Genomic DNA, 16,765 nt, shown 5'->3' with positions numbered 1-16,765 from the left:
TATTTTATGATTACTTTCATTTGTGTCAATAAATTAGGATGACAAATTCTATCTATTTATCTTCTTTTGTATCCTCAAAGCCGATTTAAAAAAATCAATCAATCTACCATTTGTTTCAGAATTTTGCGAAGTTAATAGCAACTATGTTACCCTTATTGCATATACATCGTTTGTCGACGTTAGTTATTTTAAAGGATTTCCAATTGCTATGAATATACTCTCAACTATTAGAGTATATTCTCAATTGAAAAGTTATTAATTTATTTCCTAGTCTATTTTACTGGTATAACAAAAGCTTATTTGTTATTATTATCATGTAAGATTTAAAACAATCTAAGGAGTGACGTTCAATGACTGAAAATAAAAATCCGAAAAAATTAACAACTGCTGCTGGTGCACCTGTCGTAGATAACCAAAACTCAATGACTGCAGGTCCAAGAGGTCCTATCCTACTACAAGACGTTTGGCTATTGGAGAAACTTGCACACTTCGATCGCGAAGTGATTCCTGAACGTCGTATGCACGCCAAAGGTTCAGGTGCATACGGGACATTTACCCTAACACACGATATTTCACAATACTCCAAAGCAAAAATCTTCTCTGAAGTGGGTAAGAAAACGGATATGTTCGTTCGTTTTTCAACTGTAGCTGGTGAACGCGGTGGCGCTGACGCTGAACGCGACATTCGTGGATTCTCCATGCGCTTTTATACCGAAGAAGGAAATTGGGATCTCGTCGGCAATAACACACCAGTCTTCTTTTTCAGAGACCCTATGCAATTCCCAGACTTGAACCATGCTGTTAAACGTGACCCACGTACGAATATGCGTAGTGCCAATAACAATTGGGACTTCTGGACATCACTGCCTGAAGCATTGCACCAAGTGACAATTGTAATGAGTGATCGTGGACTTCCAAGTTCATATCGTACAATGCACGGTTTTGGAAGCCATACTTTCAGCATGATCAATGCTCAAAACGAACGCGTTTGGGTGAAATTCCACATGCATTCACAACAAGGGATTGAAAACCTAACAGATCAAGAAGCTGAAACGGTTGTCGGGAAAGATCGTGAAAGTCATCAACGTGACCTATATGACAATATCGAAAATGGCAACTTCCCTAAATGGAAAATGTTCATCCAAGTCATGACTGAGGAACAAGCAGCAAACATGCCTTACAATCCTTTTGACTTGACGAAAGTATGGTACAAAAAAGACTTCCCTCTTATTGAAGTAGGCGAATGGGAGTTAAACCGTAATCCTGACAACTACTTTGCTGAAGTAGAGCAAGCCGCTTTCACACCTGCAAACGTAGTACCAGGTATCGGCTTCTCACCAGATAAAATGTTGCAAGGACGCCTCTTCTCATATGGCGATGCACAACGTTACCGTTTAGGCGTAAACCACCACCAAATTCCGGTGAACCAGCCAAAATGTCCATTCCACAACAGCTACCACCGCGATGGGGCTATGCGTGTCGATGGCAATCATGGCAGCAAAATTCACTATGAGCCAAACAGCCATGGTGAGTGGGAAGAACAACCAAAATATAAAGAACCAGCTCTCGATCTCTTTGGTGCAGCAGATCAATGGAATTTCAGAGAAGACGACGACAATTACTTCGAACAACCAGGAAAACTGTTCAATTTAATGAGCAAAGAACAACAACAAGTATTGTTCGAAAATACTGGACGTAATATGGCAGGCGTTGAAAGACATATCCAACTTCGCCATATCACCCACTGCTACAAGGCAGATCCAGCTTACGGACAAGGCGTAGCAGACGCACTTGGTATTGCTTGGAGCGAAGTGGAAGCAGCAGCAACTTTCGAAGCAAAATAAGTATTGTATTGTGCGAAAGGAGCAACCGAATAGGGTTGCTCCTTTTTTGTCTAGTTCAGTGCCCCCTTCGCATTTCATTTATATTATCTAAATTTCAGGTGCACACCCCTTTTCATTTCCGGGAAATCACGAGTATTCCCGGGGAAATCGCGTGAAAACAGAAGATTCGCCGTGAAAGTTGCAATTATGTAAAAATCGAGCGCGTAGTCCACGTTTTTAATAAAAATTCCGACAATTATACTGACTTTTCCGTTAGCTGACGATAGAATAGATGTACACAATTGATTACTTTTAGGGGGAAATAATTGATGACAATACAATTCACAGCAAGCCAGGAATTTTTCACATTCCATGACCCTATGCAGGACCGTAAGCTCATTGACAGAAAAACAGAAATCCGCAAAGATCCACTAACAGGTGAAACGTCGCGCATTATTTACGACCCCGGTGCCCCGTTCATCCCTACAGATTATGAGGAACTCGCCAAAGAAACAGCAGGTAGCAATTGTCCGTTCTGTCCTGAGAACGTGCAATCATTTACGCCTACGTTCCCTGAAACATTAGTAACGGGGGGGCGACTTACGCAAGGCGAAGTAGTCGTCTTTCCTAACCTGTTCCCATACAGCAAACACAATGCCGTTGTCCGCATGTCCGATCAGCATTACGTAAAGCTCGATGAATTTACAGCAACTATGATTGTGGATTCATTTTCAGCGGCGCATGACTATTTGAAAAAGGTCTCCACACAAGATCCAAATACAAAATTTGCATCCATCAACTGGAACTACTTACCACCTTCGGGAGGTAGTATTTTGCACCCACATATTCACGTACTGGCGTCAGAACATCCTACAAACTATCAGGCGACAACAGCCCAGGCTGCTCAACAGTTTAACAATGTGCACTATCAAAACTACTATGATGCATTAGTTGAACGTGAACAAGAGCTTGATGAACGTTTTATTGGTACAGTAGGAGCTATTGACTGGTTACATGCTTTCGCACCAAAAAGTCACACCGATTTTATTGGCGTATTTGATGCCCCATCTCTGGAGGAGTTGAATGTGAACAACTGGCAGGATCTTGCTGACAGTATGATGCGCTTCTTCCGTTACTTTGAAAATATCGGTATCGCTAGCTTTAACCTTGGGCTCTTTATCCCTATTTCACCAAATGGTACTGAGCGGGTTCATGTCCGGCTTGTCCCCCGTCTAACCATCGGTGGACTTCAAACAAGCGATATGAATGTCTTTAACTTCCTGCATAGTGAACCCCTGTGCTTAAAAGTTCCGGAACAAACAACGCAAGCAGTTGCCGCCTATTTTGCTAAATAAAAAAATCGCAGATGGACAACGGATTTCTCTGTTGTCCATCTGCGATTTTATTTCAAACAAATAGTAAAAGTAAAAACGGTAGAAAGAATATAGATAATATGATCACTATCAAGACAGATGGAATCACAACCGTCCAAAAGCCTCGCCATCCAGAGAATTTGTGGGCTTCCGCAACCGCCAATACTGTAATGATAAAACCCCATACCCCTATTACAATACCAATCAACCCACTAAGTAGTTGCCAAATTAATGTTAAACCTGAAATACTAATTTCATCATTGAATAAATGTTCCCCTAGGATAAGGAGATCAGGAATCCAAAAAAGTCCACCCAGTATGACAGGTATATATGCAATTGCAAAAGCCATTTTCAACTCTGCAAATCTTCCCTCACCGCCGAACCAAGTGCCGACAAACGTTGCAATTCCAGCAGCAATCCACCAACCTATCAACCCTAATAAAGGACCTAACACAACTGAAAAAAGTAAAATCTTTGATACAGACATAGAATTGCCCATGTTATTTTGTGATGCCGCATTTAGCATATCGAATACCCCAGCAATTACGACTAAAATGATAGCAAATTTCATTGACTTATGATCGATAGCGTATCGTACCGTTTCTCTTGGTTTCGTCCAAATAGACGTCCATAGATTCAGTTCCTCTTTCTTAGCTAACACATCATTTCCCTCATTCATATATGAACACCCCTCTTTCACTACCTATTCTACGTATAATAGGTTAAGAAGTTGCATCAAAATTCAAAATGATGTAGAAGTCTATTGCCCCAATAACAGAGCCCTACTTTAATAACATCGAAGCAGGTATTGTGAAATAATTTATTTAACTTGATTCGCCATAAGTCAAAAAATCCCCCAATCAACTTTCCAATTGGGGATAGTATCTTCACGCATTTACTAGATTCAAATCACTCCAATTGCTTTTCAGCCATATCTCCGATAACAGGGAGTTTGTAGTACTTCCCTTGATAGGCTTGATACATCATAAACACAACCATTACCAACACCAATGGCCCCATAAATAGACTTAAAATCCATCCTATAATCGGAATGACACCTAATACAAGACCAAAAACAATAAGAAAAACTCCTAAAAACACAGCCTGCAATGCATGAAAACGAATAAAACGGTTTTCTTTTTCCATGAACATAAAGACGAGACAGACGATGAAAATATAACACAGCATACCACCAATATTTTCATCCAACCCAATAGTACTTTTCTTACTCGTTTCTTCAGGCTCCGGGCTTGTATTGGATGCCAGTTCATCTGGTAGTCCCTTTTTTTCTTGTTCAGTCGTACCGGTTCCTCCTTTCATAATAGTATGTGTTTATTATTTAAATTGAAGATTACGTAACCGATAAATTTCAGGCATCTATAGTTATTCGTCTTGACTATCCATAAAAAAACTTCATACCTCCTTCATACTATGAATGTTAAAATCGATTTAGTAGGTGGACCCCCCAACTTTTTTCGTCCGAAAAGATATTGAAAAAAACCTCTTCAAGCCCATGATTGGCTGAAGAGGTTTTTCATTATTTAGCATCAAGGGCATTCAATTCATCCAGTTGCACCAAGCCATCAATATCACTACTTTTAATATAGCCCGCCTCCTTACTTATGTCTGCCATCTCCTGAATGACTTGTTCATTAACGGATGTTGTCACTTCTAGGTGAGCAAATGCGGCCTGCAACTCATCTTTATTAATTTCCTTGCCCGTTAAGCCTTTAATATGCTTGATAACAAGCTCCTGGCTGGCTTCTGGATTCTGTTGAATAAAATCTACCGCTTTTGAATGCGCTGTTAAATAAGCTGTTACAAATTGTTTATTGCCCAAGAAATTTTTAGTGGCTGCAACAACTGTATTTGTAGATTCTTTACCCCAAGCAAATGACTCCCAATCCAATAGCGGTTTGCCATTCGCTTGTGTTTCTAAAATATAACCCCAGGGCTCTTGTGTCGCAGCGGCGTCCACTGATTTTTGAATGAATAAGGTTGTCGTATCAGCAGGCGCTGCCGCGAATAATTCAACTGTTCCGCCATTCGATTTTGGCTTTAGTCCGACATCATTGAGCGCTTTTCTTAACATGATATCTTGTGTGCTTCCAATGACAGGAATGGCAACTTTTTTACCGTCTAAGTCCGCAAGTTCCGAGATATCACTATGTTCGCTTGCAACAAGTACGGCTCCCCCATTTACCGCACCTGAAATAATGTGATAACTAGGATCCTTCACAAAGATGTTTAATAGCGGACCAGGTCCAACTGTACCGACATCAATTGATTTAGTCGCCATTGCCTCCATAAACAATCCACCGTTACTAACTGTTTTCGTGTTAATTTTAATATTCTCCCCAAACTCTTCAGCAAAATAACCTTTTTCTAAGGCAACTATTGTTGCAATATGTGTTAAGTTTGGAAAATAACCGATGTTCACTTCTTTACTTCCTGCCGCACCTTGATCACTTTTTCCACAAGCCGTTCCGATGGCCAATACCAATAAAGAAATAAAGCTAAGCACCAATAATTTACGTTTCATTTTTTTCTCTCCCCCGAGTGATGTCATTTAACGAATGCCCCACTTCTTCTGAACACTACGTTCTAATCGTAAAAATACCAGATTATCCATAATCGTACCGATGACACCAATAATGATCATGACAGAAATAACCAAATCCATCTGACCAAGTGCTCTGCCGGTTTCCAATAGATGCCCAAGTCCGCCTCCACCACCAAGCAGTTCGCCAGCCATTAACGCACGCCATGAAAATGCCCAAGCGATACGCAAGCCGGATATAATTTGCGGAACGGATGCAGGAATAATTACGGTGCGTAAAAAGTGGAAGCCACTGGACCCTAATGTTTTAGCAACCCGCTGATAAAGTGTTGGAACATTTTTGAAGCCGCTTGTCGCATTAATCGTCATTGTCCATGTGGCCCCAATTGTAACGATAAACAAAATGGAAAAGTCATTCAAACCAAACCATATAATAGCCAACGGAAACCAGACAATACTTGGGATAGACTGTAAAGCCGTTATAAGAAATCCAAGTGTATCCTCCACTAGCTTTGAGCGCCAGATTAGGTAGCCTAAAAAGACACCAAGTATTGTTGCAACTGAAAAACCAATTAACAATCTGATCATACTCGTTAGAATTGCCACCGTGATTTGCCCATTTACAATTCCTGTGAAAAGCGTTTGAAGTACTTGACTGAGTCTAGGAAACATGAAATCTGGCAAGCTAGATAATCTAGATGTTACTTCCCATATCACCGCTAGTAATCCGATGAAGAGGGTCCGTCTCAAAAATGTAGTCATCCCCCATTTCCTCCTTTAAAACTTTCTCTATTTCACCTTGCAGCTCAGCCAAGATGAGTTTTTCCAAATGGAAGGTCACATCATTCGGCGTGATGCCATCTGTTGACGTTTTTATCGTATGGGTCGATTTAATTTTTCCAGGTCGTGTTTCAAACACAATCACTTTCTCGGATAATAAAACTGCTTCGCGTATATTATGCGTGATAAAGAAAATCGTCACCTTCGTTTTTCGCCATATTTCCAGCAACTCATGGTGCAAAACCATTCTCGTTTGTTCATCGAGCGCCGCAAACGGTTCATCCATTAACAAAACTGCTGGTTCCATGACAAGCGCACGCGCAATAGACACACGCTGTTTCATGCCTCCTGAAAGCTGATGGGGATAAGCGTTAATATAATTGCTCAAATGCACCATTTTCAACATGTCTTTCGCTTTATCTTGTGCTTCGGTTTTAGTCATACCCTTCAACAATAAACCATACGTAACATTATCAAGAACCGTGAGCCACGGGAATAGCCCAGCCTCTTGGAAGACAACGACGCGATCAGGTCCTGCGTCCGTCACTTTTTCACCTTCAATGCAGATTTCTCCTTTGTCCGCCTTTTCAAGTCCCGCAATAAGATAGAGCAATGTTGACTTTCCACAGCCAGATGGACCTACAATCGAAACGAACTGTCCTTTTTCGACTTCTAATTGAATATTATCTAGCACCTTTACTTGCCCTTTTTCTTCATGAGCAAAGTTTTTTTCAATGCCATCAATCGTTAAGTACATAGGAATTCTCCTTCCCTTTATAATACCAACTAAGTTGATATGTTTTATATCCTTAATATATAATTACTCATCTCTATACCGTTTGTCAACCTTTATTCTTGAAATTTTCTATTTTTTAGAAACACGACAATGAAACTTGAGGAAATTGTGTGTAAACATGAAAAAACCACAACTCAATGAGTTGCGGCAGTTATAACATAGCAATTATAGTGCAAATAAGTCACTCGATAAATAACGTTCACCAGAATCAGGTGCAATGCAGACGACTGTATCACTCGGCGTCAACCGTTTGGCAACGGCTAAAGCTGCATAAATAGACGCTCCCCCTGAAGGACCGACAAGAATGCCTTCCTGCGCTGCAGCGTTACGCACAGTAGCATACGCTTCTTCGTCTTTAATTTGGAGTATCTCATCATAGATTGACGTGTTCAGCACCGAAGGGATGAAGCCAGGACTCGTCCCAACTAACTTATGTTTCCCTGGCATTCCACCTGACAGCACCGGTGATCCAGCCGGCTCTACAACATGAACAGTAATGCTCGCATCGTGCTCTTTCAGCGCTTCACCAGTTCCCGTCACCGTGCCTCCTGTGCCTGACGTACAGACAAAGGCAGTGAGTGTTCGATTGATAGATGAAAGCGCCTCAATGATCTCCACAGCTGTTGTTGTCCGGTGTGCGTCTGGATTGGCGGTATTTTCAAATTGCATCGGGATAAAACTATTGTCAATTTGTGAAGCTATTTCGTTTGCCTTGGCAATCGCCCCTGGCATTCTTTCCTCACTTGGTGTCAGAACGACCTCCGCACCATAGGCCTTCATCAAATTAATACGTTCGATTGTTGCATTATCCGGCATAACAAAAATCGATTGGTAACCTCTCGCCGCCGCATTCATCGCGAGACCAATCCCCGTATTTCCTGACGTAGGTTCAATGATTGTTGCCCCAGCCGTCAATTGCCCGCTTTTCTCTGCTTCAACAATCATATTGAAAGCTGCCCGATCCTTCACACTTTTACTCGGATTAAAATATTCCAACTTCACATAGACTGCTGCCCCATTTGGATCTGCTACTCTGTTCAGCCTGACTAATGGTGTATGACCAATCAATTCAGCTATATTATTGACAACTCTCACTGCCATCATCCTTTCAAATCCCTCATTATCTTTTTATTATAACAAATCAATATATATAATTCCTACCTTTTTAGGTCAATATAAATCAATTACGCCTTGGCGTAATTGCGTCCCAATTTTGAATTGCGCTTTCGCAATTCACTCCTTTCAAACTTTGTGACATCCGCCGGAGGCTTAATTTGAATCAGCAGGGAGTCTAAACTCCCTGCTGATTCAAATTAAATAGCCGGTTTACTTGGCTTCGAATTTCGCCTAATAAACCAGCTATATATTATAGAAGGAAGTCATATTTAAATAAGCTGATGTTGACTCTTTTTTTCAAAGTCCCCGATCATCTCAAGAAAAGCTTGCTGCATTTTATGCGATTGTCGATATGATTCACCTGTAATGACTTTCAATAGACATAGCTTCATATGTTCGTCAGCTGCAACATTTTTTACTTGATCACGGGCTAGTGCAAGAAAACTTAAATAAGCCTTATACGAGTCATCATACTTCTCTGCCAGCTCATCGCGAATAACCGTTGCCAATGTAGGACTAGCCCCGTTCGTTGCGACAGCAATGGTTAAACGACCTTGCTCCAGCTTGGCAGGAACTTGAAAGTCACTTAATCCCTGATTATCAACGACATTAACGAGCTGGTGATCCCCAGCTGATGAGGCAACCAACTCATTAACATGGGACTGATTCGTCGCGGCAATGACGAGTAAGGCTAACTTAAGATCCTGCGGTTCAAACACTTTATTCTTCCATGTAATTTGATCGTTCTTAAACAGAACTTCCATTTTAGAATGAATGACAGGGCTAATAACCGTTACTGCAGCGCCTGCCTGTAATAAGCCGAGCGCCTTTCGATAAGCAATGGTGCCGCCCCCTACAACGACAGCTGCTTTGTTTTTCATATTCAACATGATTGGATATGCTCCCATTTCAACAGCCACCTATCGATACAGAGTTATAATAACGGACTATGCATTTGTACGAACTACCTCATCATGAAAATCTAGTCCATTTTGAACGGCTTTAACATGACCTGCCCGGATGACAAAGTCTCCAAAATGCTCACCTTCTAGCCTTTCTTTTGCATATTGGGCAAGCAATACTTGAAGGACTGCCAAAATCTCTTCTTCTCCTATATTTTCACGATAGATTTTGTTCAAGCGATCTCCCGCAAAACCTGCACCTAAATACATATTGTATTTGCCAGGCGCTTTCCCTATAAAAGCAATTTCCCCTAACCCTGGACGTGAACAACCATTTGGACAACCCGACATCCGAATAACAATCTCTTTGTCACGTAAACCAGATTCATCTATAATGACATCAATTTTATCCAGCAGTACAGGTAAATAGCGCTCTGCTTCTGCCATAGCAAGCCCACATGTTGGAAACGCGACGCAAGACATAGAACTACGGCGCAAAGCGGAATGATGCGCGCCATCCGTCATATTATGCTGGTCCAGTAAGTCCGCAATCTCTTTCTTTTTCTGGCTTGTAATATTACTAATAACCAAGTTTTGGTTTGGACTCAGTCGAAAATCTCCCGTATGAATCTTGGCAATTTCGCGTAGACCAGTCATCAATGGATAGCCTTCCACATCCCGAACCCTCCCATTTTCGATAAACAGCGTATAATGCCATTTTCCATCATTGCCTTTAATCCAACCGTAGCGATCGCCATTATGCTCAAAATGATAAGCGTGAGCAGCTTCAAGATCCCAGCCTAAACGGTTATTGAGCTCATTTGAAATCCATTCCAGCCCTTTTGCATCGACTGTATACTTAAAACGAGCATTTTTTCGGACAGAACGATTACCATAATCACGTTGTATCGTAATCACTTTTTCGGCCACTTCAATAATTTTATCGGGTGTACAGAAGCCGATAACTCGCGCTAACTGCGGATAAGTCGCGGTATCTCCGTGCGTCATCCCCATACCGCCACCGACTGCAATATTAAAGCCAACTAATTGATCGTCTTCTAAAATGGCGATTAGACCCAGATCTTGCGAAAAGACATCAATATCATTACAAGGCGGAACCGCCAACCCAATTTTAAATTTGCGTGGTAAATATAGCTCACCATACATCGGTTCAACTTCGACCTCGGGGCTATTTACCACTTTTTCGCCGTCTAACCAAATTTCATGGTAGGCTTGCGTTCGCGGAGATAAGTATTCACTCAATTCCCGGGCCAATTCGTACACTTCCGCGTGAATGTCTGATTGGTAAGGATTCGGATTACACATGACATTTCGGTTGACATCCCCACAGGCTGCCAATGTATCCATCAATGCTGCATTAATTTCTTGCACATTTTTCTTCATATTCCATTTTAAAATGCCGTGCATCTGAAATGATTGGCGCGTCGTTAATTTCAATGTCCCATTGCCATACTTATTGGCGACGTCATCCATCACCAACCATTGAGCAGGTGTGGCAATACCACCTGGTGCACGCACCCGCACCATAAATTGATAGGCAGGTTCTAACTTTTGGCGCTGGCGTTCATTACGTAAATCCCGGTCATCTTGTAAGTAACTACCGTGGAATTTCATCAGCCGATTATCATCATCATTAATCCCAGAGCTGATTTGTTCTGTAAGTGATTGTGCGAGCGATCCCCTCAAATAGTTACTTTCTAGCTTAATGCGCTCGACATCACTCGGCTTGCCCGATTGTGGCGGTAGTACAATTTTTTTCGTCATTTAGCTGGCCCCCTTCAAACTACACTCAATAGACATCTCGCTGATAGCGTTTCTGCTGTTGCATCTCTGTCAAATAGTCAGCTGCTTCTTTTGCATTCAAGCCGCCTTCATCTTGCAGAATGGTTTCTAACGTATCGTGGACATCAGCGGCCATATGTTTTTCATCCCCACAAACGTAAATGACGGCTCCCTCTTCTAGCCACTCGAACAGTTCCTGACTTTTCTCTAGCATGCGGTGCTGCACGTACACCTTGTCATCTGTATCGCGTGAAAATGCAATGTCTATTTGCGTCAAGACGCCTTCTTTTGCCCAACGTTGCCATTCCGTCTGATATAGGAAGTCTGTCACATAATGTTGATCGCCAAAAAATAACCACGTCTTCCCTTTCGCTCCAATCTCCTCGCGTTCTTCCAGGAATGCTCGAAACGGTGCAATACCAGTTCCTGGCCCAATCATGATCATTGGCGTATCAGGATTCGCTGGTAATCTGAAGTTCTGATTACTCTGCACGTAAACAGACAAATGGTCTCCCGGTTGTGCACGTAACGCTAATTCCCCTGAGCTAACACCTAGTCGTTGCCGGCCGTGCGCTTCATAGCGAACTGTTCCAATGGTTAAATGGACTTCATCAGGGTTGGCTTTTAAACTACTAGCAATCGAATAAAGACGCGCGGGGATCTTACGTAATATTGCGATAAATTCATGCATAGGCACTTCCCAAGGAGCAAAGTCACGCACAACATCTAACAAGTCGCGACCATACATATAGTCCTTTAGGTTCTGCTCTTGCCCAGTCGCTACTAATTCTTTCAAAGCAATATTCGTCGACAGCGTCGCAATTTTTTGTAACAACGGCTTCGTCAGCACGGTTATATCAAAATTGGCTAGCAATGCCTCACGCAACGGACGAAACGTCCCTATTTTATTAACCACAACAGGATCTTCACCATTCCAGCCCAGCTCCGCGATCAATGCATCTACTAGCTTTGGATCATTTTGAGGATATATCCCTAAGCTATCACCTGGTTCAAATTGCAAATTAGACCCTTCGAGTGATAATTCTATATGACGTGTTTCTTTGTTCGAGCCACGTCCATTCAAATTCAAGTTTTCCAAAATTTCCGCTTGGAAAGGATTTGTTCGGGAATACTCCGCCTCCTCAGTCTCAGAACTAGTTATTCCTTGTTGACTAGCTGCAGATTTGCTGCCTTGTATCTCATTTAACTCCAATAAAACTGTCGCAAACCATTCCTCAGCCTGTTCATCGAAATCTAAATCACAATCTACACGAGGGCTAAGTCGTTGCGCACCTAATTCAAGTAACCGCTCATCAAACTCTTTTCCTGTATGACAGAAATAATCATATGAACTATCGCCCAAAGCGAGGACGGAATACTGAAGATTTTCTAATTTCGGCGCCCTTTTACCGAGAAGAAACTCATAAAAAGGTAGCGCAGTGTCTGGTGGATCGCCTTCTCCTTGCGTACTGACAACTATTAGGAGTTTGTCAATTTTTTTTAACGTGTTCGTCTTAAAGTCGCCCATCGAGGCCAGTGTAACATTAAAATTTTCCGCTTTTAGGTTCTTTGCCAGCTTTCCCGCCAACGCTTGTGAATTACCTGTTTGTGAGCCAAAAAGAATCGTGACCTCTTTTGTACTAACCTTTTTAACAATTTCCTGAGCCTCTAAAACAGCAGTACTACTAGACTCAGTTATCTGTTGACCAATTTGCCGAGCACTTAAATAACCACCCAACCAAATTTGTTGCGTCTCCGTTAATGCTGGTAACAGCTGGTTGAGAAGTTCTACCTGTTGTTCATTAAACGGACTGTTGATCACCTCAAGAGTCATTGTATCCACCTCACAATTTAATAATGTCATGTATAATCATCATTTAAGTCTAATTTTTTCATTTTTTTCTATTTGGACAACAACATTATCTTGGACAATCAATGTGATCGAACCGTAATTCATCGTAGTCAACATTGCTTTTAGCGTATCAAGCGCTTGCTCCACATTGTCTTTTCGATTCCCCATTGTCAGCTTCACCCTTTCCACACATACTAAATTGCCCGCACAATCGTCGGAGTTGCCAGCAAATCGTGGACCCGTTCAACAAGTACGTCTTGCACGTATTTATGGTAGCCTAAGTTTTCACAAAGAATGATAGGTTGATCATTTGCAGCATACAGGGCAATTTTTTTCACTATACCGTTCATTAAGATGCCCGAGAATAAGAGATAAGGAATGACAAAAACCTGTCGATGTGTTGTTTGTCGCAATTGCTTCAGAGCTTCATCAAACGAAGGGGCTGTGCCGTATAGAAAACAAACATCCACTTTTTTAAAGGGGTACTTGTTAGCGAGTAGCTGAGCAACCTGCGTTAAATCACGTTTCACGGCTTGATCACTGCTTCCCCGCCCTATAAGCAACACTTGTGCTCCCTCTTCAATCGGCATTTGTTGTTCAATCACTCGATCATATAAGCTAGCCACGATTTTGGGGTGAACACCAAATGCTTTGCCGTATGTAAATTCAACATCTGGATACATGATCTGCCCGGCTTCAATTTCCAGAGGGATATCTTCATTAGCATGATGCGCTGTTAGTAGGAGTATAGGAACAATAGCGATTTTAGTTGCGCCTCGATCTACACACTTGGTAATTCCTTCATCCACACTTGGTGAAGCCAATTCCAAAAAGCAAATCTCTTGAATCGGAACGTCAATCAGCACCTGACAATCTTCGATAAATTGAATAGCTTCTTCAACACCAGCTTGAATCCGACTCCCATGCCCAACATATAAAACGGCCTGCATGTGGCTCCCTCCTTCTTAAATTGAAATTTCCTTCATCATGACTGTGTTCAAATCACTTTGTTCAAACCACTGAAGCTTGTCACGCAAACTGACCACTTCTCCAACGACAATCATGCTCGGATTTTTAATACAGGATTTTTCCGCAACGTCAACAATTGTTGCAAGTGTACCCGTCACTGTTTGCTGCTCTACGGTCGTTCCCCAGTGGATAAGGGCGACTGGCGTGCTAAGCGGTTTACCGTACTGCATTAATTGCTCACAAATATAAGGTAGGTTCCCTACTCCCATATAAATCGCTAGTGTATCAATTCCTTTTGCAAGACTTTCCCAGTGGATGGAATCACTTTTCCCTGCACGCATATGCCCTGTTACAATCGCAAAGCTAGAACTTAACTCACGATGCGTCACGGGAATACCCGCATAGGCAGGTGCTGCAATTCCCGCCGTAATCCCAGGAATCACTTCAAACGGAATCCCGTGATCTACAAGGGCTTCAGCCTCTTCCGCACCTCTCCCAAAAATAAACGGATCGCCACCTTTTAACCGCGTCACCATCTTACCTTGCTTTGCATACTTCACTAAAAAATGATTGATAGTTTCCTGTATCATGGCATGATAGTTCGGTAGTTTTCCGCAATAAATCAAATCGGCTCCAGGTTTTGCATAGCTTAGCAGCTCTTTGTTAATCAAGCGATCATATAAGATAACATCCGCCTCTTGAATACATTTCAACCCTTTAACGGTGATCAAATCAACATCGCCAGGTCCAGCTCCTACTAAATAGACTTTTCCCATCTTCTTCTCTCCTCTCACCGTTAAGTTGCACAGTTATCAATGAATTGCCTGTTGTCTTAACCCCGCAATTAATACGTCAATCACTTCCGGACGACTAAATGTCGCTGGTGGTTGCTCGCCATTCCGTAGCATCTCTCGTACCTTTGTACCTGACAAGATTACATGCTCACTTGCATCGTGCGGACACGTTTTCGGCGTCGCCATACTTGCACATTTGTTGCAGTAAAAACTATGTTCGAAGAATAATAGTGTAATCCCAAGTTCTTCAGGTGTGAAATTACTAAATATCTTCTGTGCATCGTAGGTACCATAGTAATCTCCAACCCCTGCATGATCTCGCCCGACAATAAAGTGCGTACAACCAAAGTTCTTTCTCACCATCGCATGGAAAACGGCTTCCCTTGGCCCCGCATAACGCATCGCTGCTGTAAATACACCTAAGAAAACATGGTCTTTAGCATAATAGTTTTCTAGTAATACTTTATAGCTTTTCAATCGCACATCCGCCGAAATATCATCCGATTTCGTTTCCCCAACTAATGGATTTAAAAACAAGCCATCGACAATTTCTAATGCTGTCTTTTGAATATATTCATGTGCACGGTGCACAGGGTTTCTCGTTTGAAAACCAACAACTGTTTTCCAGCCAAGTGCCTGAAACTTTTCACGCGTTTCAGCAGGGTCATATAGATAATCAGAAAACTCGTTCAACGGACGCCGCTTAATGAGCGTAATCTTGCCACCTAAGTAGACATTTGATCGTTCAAATAACTTCTTGACTCCAGGATGCTGACGATCTGTCGTTTGATACACCAAAGCCGCCTCTTGCTCTTTATCTGGCGTGAATATATCCGATACGTCCAGTACACCATAGACAACCCCATCTCTTACTAATTTCACGATACTTCCTAGCTTAATGTTCTTTGCATTTTCCTCCGTCGTTGGCAATGTAATCGGAATCGTCCACGGCTCACCTGTCGACAATCTCATTGTTGTGACAACAGAATGATAGTCTGCTTCAGACAAAAAACCATTTAATGGACTATAAGCACCCGTACCAATTAAATCTAAATCGCTACTCGAGATTTCATCTAGTTCAACGATTTCAGTAAGCTCATTAATTTTAAAATTAGGATTCCAGCGATTCATTAATATTCCACCATGCGGTTGACTCAAAGCCATTGCGATTCCCCCATTAGATTAGTTATTTTTATGCAAGCCACATTCGGTCTTCGTTTGATCTGACCAGCGTCCTGACCTCGAACCTGTCGCAGTATCTCCTGGTAACGTACAAGGTGCACAGCCAATACTTGGATAGCCCTGATCATGTAGAGGATTATAAGGCAATTGATGTTGGTCCACATATGCCCATATATCCTTCCAAGTCCAATGAATAAGTGGGCAAATTTTAACTGATTTGAATGTTTCGTCTTTATTGGTGAAATTCGTCTGACTTCTTGACGTTGATTGTTCCCTTCTAAGTCCAGAGAGCCAAGCGGTTGCACTGTTTAATGTTTCCTGAAGTGGAAGCACTTTTCGTAGATAACAACAACGATCTGGCTGCCTTTCCCATAGTTTATCACCAAGCAATTCGGCTTGTTGTTCTACTGTCGATGCCGGCTTTTTCAATTCAATTGCCAACTGCGGATAGCGTTGCCTTACCACTTCAATAAGGGCATACGTTTCTGAGAAATGTAGTCCAGTATCTAAAAAAACAACTTTGGCAGTAGGTTCAATTTGTGCGATTAAATCAATCATCACAATGCCTTCCACACCGAAACTACAAGCATAGACAAGCTCCTCGCTATATTCAGCATATGCCCAACGCAATACGTTTAGCGCACCTTTCGCCCCGTCATCCATCAAAAAATGAGTATTGAGCTCTGTCCACTCCGCATACGTCAACTTCGTCATAAGCCATCCCCCTTTCGTCCTTTGAAAAAGGCGACTTTAATCCATTATCGATTAAAATCGCCTCTACTTTGTGTAGTCAGCCCAATTTTTAATTCTTCGAG

General features: G+C 42.0%; 16 protein-coding genes. 2 read left to right on the top strand and 14 right to left on the bottom strand.

The annotated features are described in order from the left end of the window. The first annotated feature begins 350 nt into the window (after positions 1-350). Both ACIQ0H_RS16095 and ACIQ0H_RS16090 read left to right on the top strand, forming a co-directional pair. On the top strand, positions 351-1,844 hold the full coding sequence (locus tag ACIQ0H_RS16095) for a catalase (protein WP_403416820.1): 1,494 nt from the start codon (positions 351-353) through the stop codon (positions 1,842-1,844). A 308-nt stretch (positions 1,845-2,152) separates the two neighbouring features. Beyond that, complete coding sequence (locus ACIQ0H_RS16090; protein WP_403416817.1) at positions 2,153-3,178, top strand: hypothetical protein; 1,026 nt, start codon at positions 2,153-2,155, stop codon at positions 3,176-3,178. A gap of 52 nt (positions 3,179-3,230) precedes the next feature. Here ACIQ0H_RS16090 and ACIQ0H_RS16085 read toward each other — a convergent pair whose 3' ends face one another. The 14 genes from ACIQ0H_RS16085 to ACIQ0H_RS16020 form a co-directional block, all read right to left on the bottom strand. Beyond that, entirely contained in the window at positions 3,231-3,875 is a 645-nt protein-coding gene (locus ACIQ0H_RS16085; RefSeq protein WP_403416814.1) for a Yip1 family protein, read from the bottom strand. A 230-nt stretch (positions 3,876-4,105) separates the two neighbouring features. After that, on the bottom strand, positions 4,106-4,516 hold the full coding sequence (locus ACIQ0H_RS16080; protein ID WP_403416811.1) for a DUF4870 domain-containing protein: 411 nt from the start codon (positions 4,514-4,516) through the stop codon (positions 4,106-4,108). Positions 4,517-4,733: 217 nt separating this feature from the next. Beyond that, positions 4,734-5,738, bottom strand: a complete 1,005-nt coding sequence (locus ACIQ0H_RS16075; RefSeq protein WP_403416808.1) for an aliphatic sulfonate ABC transporter substrate-binding protein — start codon at positions 5,736-5,738, stop codon at positions 4,734-4,736. A gap of 27 nt (positions 5,739-5,765) precedes the next feature. Then, positions 5,766-6,518 (bottom strand): ABC transporter permease, encoded by a 753-nt coding sequence (locus tag ACIQ0H_RS16070; RefSeq protein ID WP_403416805.1) that lies wholly within the window; start codon positions 6,516-6,518, stop codon positions 5,766-5,768. After that, entirely contained in the window at positions 6,451-7,293 is an 843-nt protein-coding gene (locus tag ACIQ0H_RS16065) for an ABC transporter ATP-binding protein (protein ID WP_403416803.1), read from the bottom strand. Before ACIQ0H_RS16065 ends, ACIQ0H_RS16070 begins: the two co-directional genes overlap by 68 nt. Positions 7,294-7,497: 204 nt before the next feature. Then, entirely contained in the window at positions 7,498-8,427 is a 930-nt protein-coding gene (cysK, locus tag ACIQ0H_RS16060; protein WP_403417170.1) for a cysteine synthase A, read from the bottom strand. Positions 8,428-8,717: 290 nt separating this feature from the next. Continuing rightward, the gene (locus tag ACIQ0H_RS16055; RefSeq protein ID WP_403416800.1) at positions 8,718-9,356 is read right to left on the bottom strand and encodes an NAD(P)-dependent oxidoreductase; all 639 of its coding nucleotides are present in this window, start codon (positions 9,354-9,356) and stop codon (positions 8,718-8,720) included. 39 nt (positions 9,357-9,395) lie between these two features. Further along, positions 9,396-11,135 (bottom strand): assimilatory sulfite reductase (NADPH) hemoprotein subunit, encoded by a 1,740-nt coding sequence (gene cysI, locus ACIQ0H_RS16050; RefSeq protein WP_403416797.1) that lies wholly within the window; start codon positions 11,133-11,135, stop codon positions 9,396-9,398. A 25-nt stretch (positions 11,136-11,160) separates the two neighbouring features. Continuing rightward, the gene (locus ACIQ0H_RS16045; RefSeq protein ID WP_403416794.1) at positions 11,161-12,987 is read right to left on the bottom strand and encodes an assimilatory sulfite reductase (NADPH) flavoprotein subunit; all 1,827 of its coding nucleotides are present in this window, start codon (positions 12,985-12,987) and stop codon (positions 11,161-11,163) included. A gap of 39 nt (positions 12,988-13,026) precedes the next feature. Beyond that, the gene (locus tag ACIQ0H_RS16040) at positions 13,027-13,173 is read right to left on the bottom strand and encodes a YezD family protein (protein WP_403416791.1); all 147 of its coding nucleotides are present in this window, start codon (positions 13,171-13,173) and stop codon (positions 13,027-13,029) included. Between the two features lie 26 nt (positions 13,174-13,199). After that, positions 13,200-13,955 carry a sirohydrochlorin chelatase gene (locus tag ACIQ0H_RS16035; RefSeq protein WP_403416788.1) on the bottom strand — a complete coding sequence of 252 codons (756 nt, stop codon included), beginning with the start codon at positions 13,953-13,955 and terminating at the stop codon, positions 13,200-13,202. A 15-nt stretch (positions 13,956-13,970) separates the two neighbouring features. Beyond that, on the bottom strand, positions 13,971-14,750 hold the full coding sequence (gene cobA / locus ACIQ0H_RS16030) for a uroporphyrinogen-III C-methyltransferase (protein WP_403416785.1): 780 nt from the start codon (positions 14,748-14,750) through the stop codon (positions 13,971-13,973). Positions 14,751-14,786: 36 nt separating this feature from the next. Further along, positions 14,787-15,932, bottom strand: a complete 1,146-nt coding sequence (gene sat / locus ACIQ0H_RS16025; RefSeq protein ID WP_403416782.1) for a sulfate adenylyltransferase — start codon at positions 15,930-15,932, stop codon at positions 14,787-14,789. A gap of 18 nt (positions 15,933-15,950) precedes the next feature. Then, entirely contained in the window at positions 15,951-16,664 is a 714-nt protein-coding gene (locus tag ACIQ0H_RS16020) for a phosphoadenylyl-sulfate reductase (protein WP_403416779.1), read from the bottom strand. Positions 16,665-16,765: the final 101 nt, after the last annotated feature.

This window comes from Sporosarcina sp. NPDC096371, assembly GCF_044762865.1.
Lineage (GTDB): Bacteria > Bacillota > Bacilli > Bacillales_A > Planococcaceae > Sporosarcina.
This window is presented reverse-complemented; position numbering and strand designations above follow the sequence as displayed.

Bases quoted from the DNA above. Each gene is read 5' to 3' on its own strand.
- ACIQ0H_RS16095 (WP_403416820.1), top strand. From the start codon at position 351: ATGACTGAAAATAAAAATCCGAAAAAATTAACAACTGCTGCTGGTGCA.
- ACIQ0H_RS16090 (WP_403416817.1), top strand. From the start codon at position 2,153: ATGACAATACAATTCACAGCAAGCCAGGAATTTTTCACATTCCATGAC.
- ACIQ0H_RS16085 (WP_403416814.1), bottom strand. From the start codon at position 3,875: ATGAATGAGGGAAATGATGTGTTAGCTAAGAAAGAGGAACTGAATCTA.
- ACIQ0H_RS16080 (WP_403416811.1), bottom strand. From the start codon at position 4,516: ATGAAAGGAGGAACCGGTACGACTGAACAAGAAAAAAAGGGACTACCA.
- ACIQ0H_RS16075 (WP_403416808.1), bottom strand. From the start codon at position 5,738: ATGAAACGTAAATTATTGGTGCTTAGCTTTATTTCTTTATTGGTATTG.
- ACIQ0H_RS16070 (WP_403416805.1), bottom strand. From the start codon at position 6,518: ATGACTACATTTTTGAGACGGACCCTCTTCATCGGATTACTAGCGGTG.
- ACIQ0H_RS16065 (WP_403416803.1), bottom strand. From the start codon at position 7,293: ATGTACTTAACGATTGATGGCATTGAAAAAAACTTTGCTCATGAAGAA.
- ACIQ0H_RS16055 (WP_403416800.1), bottom strand. From the start codon at position 9,356: ATGGGAGCATATCCAATCATGTTGAATATGAAAAACAAAGCAGCTGTC.
- cysI (WP_403416797.1), bottom strand. From the start codon at position 11,135: ATGACGAAAAAAATTGTACTACCGCCACAATCGGGCAAGCCGAGTGAT.
- ACIQ0H_RS16045 (WP_403416794.1), bottom strand. From the start codon at position 12,987: ATGACTCTTGAGGTGATCAACAGTCCGTTTAATGAACAACAGGTAGAA.
- ACIQ0H_RS16040 (WP_403416791.1), bottom strand. From the start codon at position 13,173: ATGGGGAATCGAAAAGACAATGTGGAGCAAGCGCTTGATACGCTAAAA.
- ACIQ0H_RS16035 (WP_403416788.1), bottom strand. From the start codon at position 13,955: ATGCAGGCCGTTTTATATGTTGGGCATGGGAGTCGGATTCAAGCTGGT.
- cobA (WP_403416785.1), bottom strand. From the start codon at position 14,750: ATGGGAAAAGTCTATTTAGTAGGAGCTGGACCTGGCGATGTTGATTTG.
- sat (WP_403416782.1), bottom strand. From the start codon at position 15,932: ATGGCTTTGAGTCAACCGCATGGTGGAATATTAATGAATCGCTGGAAT.
- ACIQ0H_RS16020 (WP_403416779.1), bottom strand. From the start codon at position 16,664: ATGACGAAGTTGACGTATGCGGAGTGGACAGAGCTCAATACTCATTTT.